This window comes from Neobacillus drentensis (assembly GCF_036965645.1).
GTDB classification, from domain to species: domain Bacteria; phylum Bacillota; class Bacilli; order Bacillales; family Cytobacillaceae; genus Neobacillus; species Neobacillus drentensis_D.
This window is the reverse complement of sequence record NZ_JBALPZ010000069.1, coordinates 1-13,807: the sequence shown is the minus strand read 5'-3', so window position 1 is coordinate 13,807 and position 13,807 is coordinate 1. Positions and strand designations below refer to the sequence as shown.

General features: G+C 39.4%; 11 protein-coding genes and 1 riboswitch. Of the genes, 8 read left to right on the top strand and 3 right to left on the bottom strand.

The genetic code is table 11. From position 1 onward, the window contains the following. Positions 1–138: 138 nt before the first annotated feature. From V7266_RS14225 to hpaB, 5 genes are all read left to right on the top strand, one after another. Positions 139–1,494, top strand: a complete 1,356-nt coding sequence (locus V7266_RS14225; protein ID WP_335468548.1) for an arsenic transporter — start codon at positions 139–141, stop codon at positions 1,492–1,494. 27 nt (positions 1,495–1,521) lie between these two features. Beyond that, entirely contained in the window at positions 1,522–2,196 is a 675-nt protein-coding gene (locus tag V7266_RS14220) for a DUF2642 domain-containing protein (protein WP_335468547.1), read from the top strand. Between the two features lie 430 nt (positions 2,197–2,626). Continuing rightward, entirely contained in the window at positions 2,627–3,319 is a 693-nt protein-coding gene (locus V7266_RS14215) for a DUF899 domain-containing protein (protein WP_335468546.1), read from the top strand. A 309-nt stretch (positions 3,320–3,628) separates the two neighbouring features. Further along, the gene (locus tag V7266_RS14210; RefSeq protein ID WP_335468545.1) at positions 3,629–4,117 is read left to right on the top strand and encodes a hypothetical protein; all 489 of its coding nucleotides are present in this window, start codon (positions 3,629–3,631) and stop codon (positions 4,115–4,117) included. A 204-nt stretch (positions 4,118–4,321) separates the two neighbouring features. Further along, positions 4,322–5,767 carry a 4-hydroxyphenylacetate 3-monooxygenase, oxygenase component gene (gene hpaB, locus V7266_RS14205; protein ID WP_335468544.1) on the top strand — a complete coding sequence of 482 codons (1,446 nt, stop codon included), beginning with the start codon at positions 4,322–4,324 and terminating at the stop codon, positions 5,765–5,767. Between the two features lie 139 nt (positions 5,768–5,906). On the opposite strand, the gene V7266_RS14200 is transcribed toward hpaB, so the two are convergent. Then, positions 5,907–6,143, bottom strand: coding sequence for a hypothetical protein (locus V7266_RS14200; protein ID WP_335468543.1), 237 nt, complete (start codon positions 6,141–6,143; stop codon positions 5,907–5,909). Positions 6,144–6,343: 200 nt separating this feature from the next. On the opposite strand from V7266_RS14200, the gene V7266_RS14195 reads away from it, so the two are divergent. After that, on the top strand, positions 6,344–6,679 hold the full coding sequence (locus V7266_RS14195) for a L,D-transpeptidase (protein WP_335468542.1): 336 nt from the start codon (positions 6,344–6,346) through the stop codon (positions 6,677–6,679). Positions 6,680–6,961: 282 nt separating this feature from the next. On the opposite strand, the gene V7266_RS14190 is transcribed toward V7266_RS14195, so the two are convergent. Continuing rightward, positions 6,962–8,788, bottom strand: a complete 1,827-nt coding sequence (locus V7266_RS14190; protein WP_335468541.1) for an APC family permease — start codon at positions 8,786–8,788, stop codon at positions 6,962–6,964. Positions 8,789–8,948: 160 nt separating this feature from the next. Beyond that, positions 8,949–9,092, bottom strand: a riboswitch (cyclic di-AMP (ydaO/yuaA leader). A 142-nt stretch (positions 9,093–9,234) separates the two neighbouring features. Here V7266_RS14190 and V7266_RS14185 point away from each other — a divergent pair. Then, entirely contained in the window at positions 9,235–9,363 is a 129-nt protein-coding gene (locus V7266_RS14185; RefSeq protein WP_335468540.1) for a bacitracin ABC transporter ATP-binding protein, read from the top strand. A gap of 267 nt (positions 9,364–9,630) precedes the next feature. Here the strand turns inward: V7266_RS14185 and V7266_RS14180 are convergent, their stop codons facing one another. Then, positions 9,631–10,422, bottom strand: a complete 792-nt coding sequence (locus V7266_RS14180; protein ID WP_335468562.1) for an AraC family transcriptional regulator — start codon at positions 10,420–10,422, stop codon at positions 9,631–9,633. Between the two features lie 382 nt (positions 10,423–10,804). Between V7266_RS14180 and V7266_RS14175 the strand changes: the two genes are divergently transcribed. Continuing rightward, positions 10,805–13,807: glucuronyl esterase domain-containing protein (locus tag V7266_RS14175; RefSeq protein WP_335468539.1), on the top strand; the 3,003-nt coding region annotated here is incomplete at its 3' end.

Here is a 13,807-nt window from a genome sequence, read left to right as displayed (position 1 = left end):
GATACATATAGATACAGTACAACAAAACAGAGGGATAGATGGAAGGGAGGGACACCAGCGGAGCCACAGACAAGTGGAGGTAAAGTCGACTCAGGGACATCCTGAATTACAAGCTAGATGAAAGGAGAAAAATATCCAATGTTTTGGATAACTATTGCAACTTTTTTGGTTACCCTCGGTTTTATTCTTTGGAGACCCAGAGGCATTAATGAGGCTGTATTTGCCGCAATAGGTGCGATCATTGTCGTACTTAGTGGTAGTGTTTCATTATCAGACCTGGGTATCATTTCAAACACCATAAGTGGTGCCGCCATTACGATTATGGCAACGATTGTCATGGCCATTGTTTTAGAAAGTTTTGGTTTCTTTAATTGGGTCGCAGAAAAACTGGCTGCCATGGCAAAGGGGTCAGGAATTCGTTTATTCTGGTATGTCAATCTTTTATGTTTTCTCATGACACTCTTCTTCAATAACGATGGAAGTATCTTAATTACTACCCCCATTTTAGTTATGTTATTAAACAACATGGGCTTAAAAAATCATCAAAAAATCCCTTATTTACTTTCAGGGGGCTTGGTCGCCACCGCTTCAAGTGCTCCAATTGGAGTCAGCAATATCGTCAATCTAATCGCCTTAAAAATTGTGCATATGAGTTTGTATTTGCATACGGCAATGATGTTTGTTCCAGCAACACTTGGTCTGCTCTTGCTGGTAGGACTTCTGTTCCTGCGCTTTAGAAGAATCTTGCCGAAAACCATTCCAACGAATGTTTCGGGTCTGTCAAGTGCTAACTACCACCCTCTTAAATCACAAAATAGAATTGAATATGCCTCAGAAAAAGCTCGTTCAAGATTTATGCGAAACGTTCTACTATTCGTATTTGCTGTCCGTGTAAGCCTGTTTGTAGCTTCGTTTATGAATATTCCAGTCTCTGTAATGGCTGTCATTGGTTCTCTTGTTCTTTTAGGATGGCGGTGGGCCTATTTAAAAATATCCCCTGCCGATATGCTGAAAAAAACTCCGTGGTATATTATCGTTTTCGCCTTTTGTATGTATACCATCATTTACGGTCTGAATAACATTGGTTTAACAGACTGGTTGATTGGATTCATGGAACCGATTGTTGCTGGAAGTCTTCTACATGCGAGTGTCATGATGGGTGTACTACTCTCCATTCTCTCCAATATTTTTAATAATCACCCAGCACTCATGGTTGGAACACTCACGTTAACGCATATGAAGCTCAGTTTACTTGAATTGAAAGTTGCTTATTTAGCCAACGTGATTGGCAGCGACATAGGATCGTTACTTCTTCCTATGGGAACGCTGGCTACGTTGATGTGGATGCACATTGTTAGAAAAGGAAAAGTGTTGATTACTTGGTTGGAGTATGTAAAAGTCACGGTTGTTGTGATTCCACCTACTGTGTTATTCACCTTAGTTGTTTTATATTATTGGGTTTCTTGGCTTTTTGGCGGCGTACTTCAACGATAAGACTATATGAAATAAAGGAGAATTAAAATGTTTGTAGATTTTGAAGATTTACTAGGGAAATATATTGAGGTGGAAATTTCAGGAGGCACTTTTCACAAGGGAACCTTGGTAGATAGTGGGTTAGACATTATCGTTATGTACGATGGTAAAAGACAACACTTCCTCTACATTCCTTTTATTCATGTTCAAAGATTGAAAGAAACCAGTTTAGACAAAGAAGAATATTATTATCAACCTCCTTCAGAAAAACCGATTGAAACGGATGTAATATCCTTTCGGAAAGCATTAACGATTGCTAAAGGTTTGTTTGTCCAGGTGTATGTGACAGGAAATAAATCCATTCATGGCTATTTAACCAGCATAATGAACGACTATTTTATCTTTCACTCCCCTTTGTATAAAGCCATGTTCATTTCGATGAATCATGTCAAATGGGTCATTCCGTATCCACCCAATACAACGCCGTATTCTTTAGATAATCAGAAATTCCAATTAAGTCCACTTCCCTCTTCACTAGCCAGATCGTTTGAGGAGCAGTTGAAGAAATTAGAAAATCAACTAGTTATTTTAGATGGTGGAGATCATTCAGAAAAAATAGGTTTACTCCAAAAGGTCCGAAATAACAAAGCCATTTTGATCACCGCAGAAGGGGAAAAAGTTTATCGGAATTTAGAGCATATCAAAACGATACAATTACCGTAAGAACGATGTGAGAACTTGAGATATTAATTCACTCAACATTAAGTAAAAAGAAAGAGTGATGTCCACATGTTTAGTCAAAATAAAAAAGAATAATCCATCTGTGTTTGCCGACGAGGATGGATTACTCATTCAATTCCAGACAATAGGAACCGTGGTCTTTGAGCCACGGTTTTATTATGGTGTAGCACCTACTGTTAAAATATGTTTTTTTATTTAGTTTGGTTCTGGACAGAAAAAAATTTACATATGTCATGACACATTTATCTCGTGCTCCTTTATCCATTTTTTTAGTTCTCCTTCCTATTTCAAACTTATGAAAATAAAAATACACTTTGTTTAGAAGATAATCCTTTTTTTCATAAACTTGCCCGGTTCTTTGAGTACATCTTGGATAAAATAAGTGGGGAAAAATGAGATATGAGGTGTTGTTATGGAACATACAGTTCTGCCAAAGAATGAATGGATCGAAGCCAGAAAAGAACTCTTACAAAAAGAAAAGGAATTTACGAAGCTGCGGGATGAACTCACGCAACAGAGACGAGATCTGCCGTGGGAAGCAGTCAGCAAATCTTACACATTTGACGGCCCAAACGGTAAATTTTCACTAGCAGACTTATTTGAAGGCAGAAGTCAACTAATAGTGTACCATTTCATGTTCAATTCCAGTTGGGAGCAAGGCTGCAAACATTGTTCTTTTTGGTCAGATCACTACAGTGGGATGATTCCGCACTTAAATCACCGTGATGTCTCTTTTGTCTGTATTTCCCGTGCGCCCTTAGAAAAGTTGGAAGCATTCAAAAAACGGATGGGTTGGACATTTCCTTGGTATTCATCAGGGCAAACGGATTTTAATTATGATTTTCAAGCTTCTTTTAGCGAAGAAGAAGTAGAAAAGGAACAAGCATTTTACAATTATACAATGCAGAATCCTATGAGTACCGACAGGGAAGGCGTAAGTGTTTTTTACAAAAATGAAAGTGGAAATATATATCATACATACTCGACTTATGCGCGTGGCATTGATATGCTAAATATAACCTATCAGTTTCTCGACCTGGTGCCAAAAGGTCGACAGGATGATCGCGGACTGCGGCACCATGATCAATATGTTCCAAAAATATAAAACTAGGCGGGGTAGTACCTCGCTTTTTTGTCGTTTAATATAATTTCAGAGATAAACTAAACCCCCAGTTAATGGAATTAATATCTTAGCACCATTAAATTCACACTCTTCTAATGCTACAGAACATTTCCTTATCTTTTATGGGCAACCACACACTCTAATAGGTATTAACCTACATATTGTACATAAAGGTAGTTCATGTGTTTTGGAGGAGGATTGACAACAGAGATTTTTGGAACAAAGTTAAGCAGTATCTTCTAATGTCTGGCTTCCATAACATTAATAGCTATAAGTATTGGAGGTATAAGGATGACAAAATTTTATTCTTTTCATGGGACCGTCACCATGATTAGTGATCTTATGGGGCATAATGGTGAAGGAGATGGATGTAGAAAGTTAATATCTGTAGAAAACGGAATGGGCACAATCGTAAATTTTGAAATATCATCTACAACTTACTTTGTTGACCATGTAATGGTGGCAGTAGGAGATCGAGTGACTGGATATTATGATGGGAATGCACCTGCTCTTCTTATATACCCTCCACAATATCAAGCACTTGTCATGGTAAAGAATAGCCCCTATCAAAATGTAAAAGTAGATTATTTTAATAGCCAGCTGGAGAGTAGTGATGGACAATTACGATTAAATGTCTCTCCATATACCCAAGTTGTTTTGAAAAATGGGCAACTCTTTACAAGAACCCCCGCGAACCGAGATCTCATTGTTATCTATGGTCCATCCACAAAAAGTATCCCCGCCCAAACCACACCCTATAGGATAATCGTTTTGTGTTAAATGTTATTTTAGAAAATGCCTGGCACCAAAAATCGTCTTCCTTCTTAAGACGATTTTTTTATTTATACCCAATTGTTCGATACATCTTGCCCAATTTAAAACAGGGCTTTTCCAATAAGAACAAGCAATTAAGTAATCTAATAAAATGATACTAACTAAACTCGTACATTCTTTTAGACTTTCATAATAAGGAGATAGTAGCAGATGAGTATTATTAATGGTATGGATTTTATTGACCGTTTAAATAAAATGAAAAATGAAATTTGGTTTGATGGTGAAAAAATCAAGGGGGAAATTTCAGAACATCCTGCCTTTAAAGGTATTCTTATGTCAAAGGCTTCCCTATATGATTTGCAAAATTCTCAGAATATAAAAAATGAGATGACTTTCCTATTTCCAGAAAACCAAAATCCTATTGGACTATCTTATTTACAGCCCAAAACGAAAGAGGATTTAAAAAGAAGAAGAAAAATGATGGAACATTGGGCGAGACACACTCATGGAATGATGGGACGAAGCCCTGACTATATGAATACGGTCATAATGAGTTTTGCCTCCTCCGCTAACGTTTTAAAAGACAGGGAAAATTGTTTTCCCGAAAATATTCAATCTCTATATGAAAGGGCAATGGAACACGATCTATCGTTTACCCATACCTTTATTACTCCGCAGGTAAATCGTTCACAAGTCTATTTAGGCTTTTCCAATGAGCCAATCTCCGCTAAGGTTATAGATCAAAATGAAAAAGGATTGGTTATCAAAGGTGCCCGCTTACTTGCCACTCAAGGTGGTTTAACGGATGAAGTTTTAGTTTTTTCTGCACCAAGATTGTTTTTTGACCCTAGCGAGGCGTTCGCCTTTTCCATTCCTTCTAATACGAAAGGATTAAAATTTTTTTGCAGGGAATCCTTTGTGGGGGGAGAATCCTCGTTTAATTATCCGTTAAGTTCAAAATATGAAGAAATGGACTCCATCGTCGTCTTTGACAATGTTTTGGTTCCTTGGGACCGCGTATTTTATTACGATAATGTAGATGCAGCAACAGATTTCCTGGTTGAAAGCTCTTTTTACCAATTTGCCTATCATCAAGTCATAACCAGACAAATTGTAAAAACAGAATTTTTTCTTGGAGTTGCTCAACTTCTTGTCGAGACAATTAATGTTGGGGAGTATCAACATATCCATGAAAAACTCTCCGAAATCATCATTGGTCTTGAAACCATGAAAGCACTCTTAGAGAAATCAGAAAATGATGCAGAATTGGATGAATGGGGATCTATGCGTCCAAGTATGATTCCATTACAAGTTGCTAGTAACATCTTTCCTAAAATTTATCCCCGTTTCAGCGAAATTATACAAATAATTGGTGCGAGCGGAATGATATCGTTACCGACAGAAAGCGCGTTTGATTCCGAAATTCGTTCAGAACTCGATCAATATCTTCAAGCAGATGGGATGAATGCCGAGGAACGTGTGAAACTTTTCCGTTTGGCATGGGATCTTACGATGAGTTCGTTTGGTACAAGGCAAACCCAATATGAAAGATACTTTTTTGGGGATCCTATTCGATTATCCAGTAATTTATACAAAAACTATCTAAAAGATAAACATGTTGAAGAAATTAAAGGATTTTTAAATCTAAAAAATTAAGTGTATCTGATCAAATTGTCAATTCAGTATCCTCCAGTTAGAAATTCAAAAACCAAAACCTTCACCATTTCCATCAAGAAACAGGCGTTTCTACTTTTGTAGAAACCCCTGTTCCGTTGGATTCTTTTATCAGCAAATCTTAATATGGGTAGTAATAGTGGTGGTGGTGGTATGGGTAATAATGGTGATGGTGGTACGGGTAGTATTGATGGTAGTGTGGATAACCAAAACCAAGCCCTGGAGCTCCAAATCCAAGACCTGGTCCAAAACCGAACCCTGAACCTGGTCCACCTAAACCAAGACCCGTAGAGAAACCAAAACCTGATCCCGGTCCACCTAAACCAACTCTTCCATATGCATCATAATTAGAAATCATATTCATCCTCCTCTTTTTATTTTTACTGTAGAGTTTATGCATTTTTGGGTAAAAGTTCTTGGGTATTTATCTCGGGTCCTGATTTAAATTGGATTATTATTTGGTCATTTATTTATTCGTATATTCTCAATCTATCATATCGTTAATAAACAAAAACCTAAGTTTCTCCATACAATAATCAAAAAATGGAGTTGAACTTCATGGCGAGATGGATAGACGTATCAATTTCAACACATCAATTAAGACTTTTTGATCTAAATAGGCTAATAAAAACGTACCCCATCGCAGTGGGGAAAATATTATCATCAACCCCAACCGGGACATACACCATAATTAATAAACAAAGCGATCCCGGCGGACCATTTGGTGTGCTTTGGATGGGATTATCAAAACCTCATTATGGTATACACGGAACAAATAACCCTTCTTCCATCGGTAAGAATGTCTCACATGGATGTATTAGAATGTTTAATCATGATGTTCTGGAATTATCTTCTAGTGTTCCAATTGGTACCCAAGTTTTTATTCATAAATGACTATATATAAATGCTGTGGAATATTAATGGAGCCTTCTTTCCAGCTGGTTTGAAAAAGTAAATCCCACCATGAAAGCTGCGGTACACTGGCTACTGTACCCCACATTTTAATATACAAATAGCACTTCAAATTCTCCCAAAATAATTATTAAAATCACTTTATATCAACAAAAATAGACCTCCAAATTACTATACAATTTGAAGGTCATTTCCCATTACATTTTTATTGTTTGTGATAGTTAACGGAACCCGTTAGTCTAATACAGTCATTCATTTTTGAAATTATTTTTTTAAATGATAAGGCACAGTTGATACTACCACATGTCTTCGATAGAGTAAGAAGGTTCGAATCAGTAAACTTGATTGGTTGTGAAGAATATTGTGCCACCCTTTTTTAGGTATAAATTGTGGAATGACAACTGTTACCTGATAATTCCCTTCTCTAGCTTTATGCTCTACAATATCTACAAATTTTGTAAGTGGGTTGATGATGCTCCTGTAGTGAGAGTGCAGTGTCACCAGTCTTACGTCGGGTTGCCATTGCTTCCATTTCTCTTCGAAGTTCTTCTCGTCTTCTCTTTCAAATGCAACGTATACCGCAATCATTTGATCAGGCGAAAGAGATTTAGCATAATTTAAGGTATTTTCTACAACATGGGTCATTCCTGCAACAGGCACTATCATAACATTACCCTCAATGGCCACAGGTGGTTCACAAGTTTTAAGGCTAAGCTGATCTCCAACCGCTTCATAATGCTTTCTTATTCGATGGAAGAGGTATACAATGATAGGCAGAAAAATTAAGATTGACCAAACATGTGAGAATTTTGTCACCAAAAACATTAAAGTGACGGTTAAGCTAATTAGGGCGCCCGTTGTATTAATAATAAATTTTGGAACCCATCCCTCGGGCTTCTCTCGCAGCCATTTAACCATCATGCCTGACTGAGACAGCGTAAATGGGAGAAACACTCCAACTGCATAAAGCGGAATAAGAGACTCTGTTTGTGCTTGAAAAGCAAGGATTAGAAGGATAGAAGCAATTCCAAGTATAATAATGCCATTCGAATATCCTAATCTGTCCCCTCTAATAAGAAACATCCTTGGAATAAACTTATCCTTTGCAAGATTAACGGCCAACAATGGGAAAGCGGAATAGCCTGTGTTTGCAGCCAGGACTAATATCAATGCCGTGGTTCCTTGAATAAAGAAATAGATGAAATTTCGCCCAAAAGTTTCTTCGGCAATTTGTGATACAACTGTCACTTCTGCACTTGGAGAAATCCCGTAATAATAGGCTAAAAATATAATTCCTGAAAACAGTATGGCAAGTAATGCTCCCATTGCCATTAATGTTTTAGCTGCATTGTTAGGAGCTGGGTCTTTAAAGTTTGGAATGGCATTCGATATGGCTTCCACCCCTGTTAAGGCGGAACTTCCTGAAGCAAAAGCTCTTAATAGAATAAACAAACTAATTCCTGCTACAGGTGTACCAATGGGGGTGTGTAATTGAGGCGAAACCCCGCCTGTTACAATTTTATATAGTCCTACACCAATTAAGATAAACAAAGCTAAAACGAATAAGTAAACGGGGTAGGCCAAAATCGAAGCAGACTCCGTTACCCCTCTTAAATTCAAAATGGTAATAAAAATGACAAATGCAATCGCAATGGTGACATTATGGTTATGTAAGGTGGGGAAAGCAGATGTTATCGCATCAGTCCCAGCAGACACACTTACTGCAACAGTGAGTATGTAGTCTACTAATAGTGACCCTCCAGCTATTAAACCTGCATTGACACCTAAATTGCTTTTTGATACCACATATGCTCCTCCGCCATGTGGATAAGCAAAGATAATTTGCCTGTATGACAATATGAGGGCTGTTAAAAGAATTAACACACCAACTGCGATAGGAATTGAATACCAAAATGCTGCTGAACTTATCGTAACTAATACGATCAAAATTTGTTCGGGACCATATGCCACCGATGATAGAGCATCTGATGAAAGGATGGCTAATGCTTTCGTTTTGTTTAGTTTCTGTTCCCCTAGCTCATGTGATTTTAGAGGTCTTCCAATTAAAAGCCTTTTTATGGATGAAAACATTAATTACACACCGCCTAAAAGTGTCAATAAGTTATTTGTACCCTTAACAAGTGCAAACTCTCAAAAAAAAGAGAAAATTTTACACGCATAAAAAAAGTGTCTACAAGTCATATTTTAATAGACCTGTAGACACATTAAGCTCTAATGTCACAAGCTCCACCTTCCTTCTCATATGACGCTTACGAGGTTAGCTGTCGGATTCGGACCTTTGAGTAGCCCTACCATAAAAGGATTCACCCCTTGAGTTTTGTAACAACTCACAAAATGGTTCCCCCGTACCAAATGGTTTCAGCGATTTAGAAATTTGAAACTGTGATTATAGTACTCCTATGTTCAGCAATTGTAAATGAGTTTTTTTCAAAAAGTTTAAAAACCAGGAAAACGGATATGTTAGTACCGTAGGTATACTCTTGAAAATTTTTAGGTCCATGCAAAGGAGGATTTACATGTTTAAAGAAAAGAGTCCCTTTTTATCTGATGAATTTATAGATGAATTAGTGAAAGAAATCAACCAGCAGTACGGGTGGCCAATTAAAGAACAAATCACGGAACAAATAGAAAATGAGTTAGAGTAAAAGAAATAGAAATTAGACCGATTCCACCAATGGATGATATTTTTTGGTGAGTTTGTTACCCATAATGTTCAACTTTTTTCATCGAATATGAATCTATGGTTAGTTTACATAATATTTTTGTAGTCTACCATTTTTCCATTCCTACTGTTCACAGTGTTAGTTCTATTAATCAAAGAGGTAAAGTCTATACGATTGAAAACCTTAAACCTAGCCAAAAACTCCCATCCAATGAAGGGAGTTTTAACTAAATTTCAGCCTATTTTAATTTTAAGATTTTCTGTGTGTTGTTATTTTAGATGGAGAAAAGCCCTTCACCTTTTTAAAAACCTTGCTAAAGTAGAACATATCTTCAAAGCCACATTTTAGTGCGACCTCGCTGACTAAGAATTCTCCACTCAATAGCATATTTTCCGACTGGTTTATTCGGACTTGGTTAATGTATCTTTTGACGGATACGCCCATGTATTTTTTAAATAGATTTCCGAAGTAGATAGAGTTTAATCCTGTTAGGCTGGCTAAATCATCGAGTGTAATGGGTTTGACGTAGTGATCATGGATAAAGGTTATTGCTTTCTGGATGCGGGAGTCGATTGGATCAGGATAACTTTTGTAATAGATCATGGTGAAATAACGATGGAGGATGGAAAGAAAGATTGCTTGTACCTTTATTTTGTAGCCGGGGCTTTTTCTAAGCCACTCGACACTCAGTTCTTTATAAAGTGAAATCAATTCATCATGAACGCCAACTTTTGAAACCACGGGAAAAGGCAATTTTGCCTCCTCACCCTTTAAGTCATAGAACTGAAAGTTAGCGGCAAAATTGACCATCAGGTTACCAGAATCGGTAATGGCTGCACGGCGGCTATTTTTGGGTATGCAAAGCAGGTCTCCTTTTTCAACATCATATGGTTGTCCGTCAATTACATACGTTGCTTTTCCCTCGATGATATACGTTAAATCTATAAAATCAATCATGGTTTCCCCTATAGCCCAGTTAGGCATACAGCTCCGGCTAATAAAATAACCCATTCGCGGCACCATTTCCTCATACTCTATCATCAATTTTCAAGTCCCCCACTTAAATTAATCTTTAAAAAATACAAATCGGCTTTGGTTTGTCCATGGATTTCTCTATTAACTAATTATACAATCATCTCAAAATAAGAAACCTCTAGATAAAAGTACTAATTTCGCTTATTTCATATCAGACTTTTATCCTAGCTTTCTAAATGAACAGGTAATACGAAATACGATCTCTTACTCTGAGATGTAACTGGGGCTGTCCAGTGGCCAAAAGCACTGATGAAATAACTAAATAATCGTACAAGGGGGAGTTTCCGTTAATCAATTTAATCGCATGGTGCGGGAAACTAATGCTTTCCGGCAAAGTGTAAAGTAAAATTAGTTCCGTTTACCCAAATGGTTTTAAGGGAGAACCCGAATGAAAAACATCAAACGAATAAAACATATCAAACATTTTTTCTCGGCGGCGTTGAGTGCATTATTGGTGTTTGAAGCTGCGCCCATAACGAGTCTAGCAGCTACGTCGGAGATATGGCCGGGATATCCCGGAGTTGACCAGCTCCCCGCTATCAACACCATCCCGGATCCTTTTAAGTTTTTTAATGCCAAAAATGACCCAAACGGTAACGGCTCTGTTTCCACCCCCGCGGAGTGGGATGCCCGCAAAATTGAGATTAAAGATCTTGTTCAGCACTACTGGCTGGGCTATCGTTGGCCAACTCAAGCGAAAGATGTGGTTGGCGAATATAATAAGGTTGTAGAAATACCCAACTCGATTAACATTTGGGGGACAGATATCAACCTCAGAGATGAGTTTGATAAATTGTCAGCAAAACTCCAAGCTGGACAAGTAGTTGTCAATAATACCACTTTTGGACCGGCAAAAAACCAGGATGAAGCCACTCAGCTGGCTATCGATGCTTGGAATGCTGGTTATTCGATCAATATCAAACTATTTGGGTGGTTAAACTGGAATGTTGTTTTTAAGGATAATGGCGGTACGATCAACAAGGCGCCCGATGCAACTAAAATGGTTAAACGCAATGTTGTAACCATTACCAATCCGGATACCCAAAAGACAGCAAGATTCTTTATTACCATAAACAATCCGACAGACCAGCAAAAGATTGATGTATGGGGCAGCAAGGACGTACAGGTTCCCGCCATTATTGAAATCGGCAGTACGCTTTCCCAGACCCATGTCGCTACGATGAACCAGCAGGGGTATGCGGACATCGTTTTCACCCCAACAGATATCTATGCGGATGACTCCGATCCTTCAGACGGAATAAATCGCAGCGGCGTATACACCACCCTATACCCCTATAACAAAGACAAATACGAATATGCGTCCGGCGCGGAAATGGCGTGGGGCTGGACTGCGAGCCAGGTTATCAGTGCGCTGGAGCAAAAGACACCGGACGGTGATGGCAATCAAACATTCGGACAAGAATTGGGCATTGATCCCGCCAGAACGCTGGTCACGGGGCATTCCCGCTACGGCAAAGCAGCTTTATTTGCCGCAGCGTTTGACGATCGCTTCAGCATATGCCTCCCTAGCGAATCAGGGGGCTCTGGCATCCAAAGCTACCGCTACAAGGTCGAAGGCAAGATATTCAACTTTAATACCTATCCCAAAGCTGACAGGGTATATGGAAAGACGGAAATACTGACCGTTTCATACGGAGGAGGCAGCAGCTGGTTCCCTGAACAGGCGGCTAATTTTGTCAATAAGGACAACCAATTGCCTTTCGATGCAGACGAAATAATCTCATTAGTGGCACCGCGTCCGTTCTTCGCAACAACTGGCATCGATGCACACTGGCTGGGCAACGAGGGCAGCGTGGCGTCCGTACAGGCAGCTTCCGAAGTTTACGACTTCATTGGGAAGGACCAGAGTGAAAAGACCAACATCGCCGTACGTGCACGCGAGAGCAACCACGCGCTATATAACCGTGATTTGCCGTTTGTTGTGGCCATAATGGACCGTGAATTCAAACAATCAGATGACAAAAAGCTGCACGTCCAGGATCTGTACCCGACAGGCGACGGCTCTTTGAATAGCATGTCTTACCCAGTAAAGGACTATAACAACGTAGGCGAATTCAATTCCTATCCATTTGACATTAACAGTTCCTACCTGCCATGGTCCAGCTCTAACAAGTACACCTTATGGACAACTCAAGAGAACTTCCTTGTGGGGCATTCAGTAACAATCACGGCTCATTCTAACGCACCAGACGTTAAGCTTTACCTCCCTGACGGAACAAATGTCAGCGCCGCCGGTCACAACGGAGAGGTATTTACTTTCCAACTTACCGAAGACCAGGCTAAATACGGGCGCTATGAGCTGAGGACTGTTGGAGGCGATAAAGCAAACCGGAATGTATTCTTTGCGGCTGTCAGTCTGTCTGACTCTCTGCGCCACGCAACTTCTAAGGGTGACGAGGGCGAAGAAAACCGTTTGATAGGATTCTCTAGCAGGCTGGATAACAACGCCGCAAACCCACCGGAGGTCTATATTGGCGGCAAGCAGACTACCATGAGTTTTACACCAAACCGTACCCCTGATGAAGAAACTACTTTGCTCGAGTACGGCATCCAGTTCCACGACAAACTATTTGTGCGTATCGCGAATGAAGGCTGGTCAGCATCCAAGACATTTGATATTAAAAATCTTAAGTTTGTCACTATTCCTGGATATACATTTGAAATTTCTTTCAGCAACGTTTACGCTTCGGCAGCAAACTCAGGCAAGGATGGTGCCGCTAATTTTACTCAGCCGATAAGCTGGAATGTGGAAGAATACAACAACGGTCCAGCGGAAGTGTGGCCAATAATCCCTGACACAAAAGCAGAAAAAGACACTTTGCAAGCAGGTGGAACGGTTTCCCGTCCTGATGCTCCAGCGCCGAAAGCCACAAACTTCAAAGCCGAGGTCACCAGCGTTAAGTCGGTCATTAATGGCGACAAGACCGATGTTCTCATTAATTTCAGCGAACCTCTGGACAAGGGCGAATTTGGTTTCGGCTTAAATGTGGCTAAGAAATGGGAAACCAATTGGAATGCAAATGGAACACAGGTAACGCTATCCATTGCCAATGGTGATCTAACCACTGACGCCACAAAAGGCGGTCTCATTATCTTCCGCCTGAAGGATACGGCGGGGAACCTAATCGGCGGGCCAATTGAGAAAAAATTTGAACTCCCGTACATTCCTTCTAATGTAACGAATAACAAAAACGGTCAGGCTGACATCGGCTTTGCCAGTAAGTCCGCAAATGGTAAAGGATACACCCTGTATCTCTCTGATATGGAGAAAAAGGGTCCGTATAAATTGTATGAGGACGTTAATTACGATGCCAACGGCGTTCACATTAAGAGATTGACCAATAATAAGACTTACTGGGCTTATATCGTC

Bases quoted from the DNA above. Each gene is read 5' to 3' on its own strand.
- V7266_RS14225 (WP_335468548.1), top strand. From the start codon at position 139: ATGTTTTGGATAACTATTGCAACTTTTTTGGTTACCCTCGGTTTTATT.
- V7266_RS14220 (WP_335468547.1), top strand. From the start codon at position 1,522: ATGTTTGTAGATTTTGAAGATTTACTAGGGAAATATATTGAGGTGGAA.
- V7266_RS14215 (WP_335468546.1), top strand. From the start codon at position 2,627: ATGGAACATACAGTTCTGCCAAAGAATGAATGGATCGAAGCCAGAAAA.
- V7266_RS14210 (WP_335468545.1), top strand. From the start codon at position 3,629: ATGACAAAATTTTATTCTTTTCATGGGACCGTCACCATGATTAGTGAT.
- hpaB (WP_335468544.1), top strand. From the start codon at position 4,322: ATGAGTATTATTAATGGTATGGATTTTATTGACCGTTTAAATAAAATG.
- V7266_RS14200 (WP_335468543.1), bottom strand. From the start codon at position 6,143: ATGATTTCTAATTATGATGCATATGGAAGAGTTGGTTTAGGTGGACCG.
- V7266_RS14195 (WP_335468542.1), top strand. From the start codon at position 6,344: ATGGCGAGATGGATAGACGTATCAATTTCAACACATCAATTAAGACTT.
- V7266_RS14190 (WP_335468541.1), bottom strand. From the start codon at position 8,788: ATGTTTTCATCCATAAAAAGGCTTTTAATTGGAAGACCTCTAAAATCA.
- V7266_RS14185 (WP_335468540.1), top strand. From the start codon at position 9,235: ATGTTTAAAGAAAAGAGTCCCTTTTTATCTGATGAATTTATAGATGAA.
- V7266_RS14180 (WP_335468562.1), bottom strand. From the start codon at position 10,422: ATGATAGAGTATGAGGAAATGGTGCCGCGAATGGGTTATTTTATTAGC.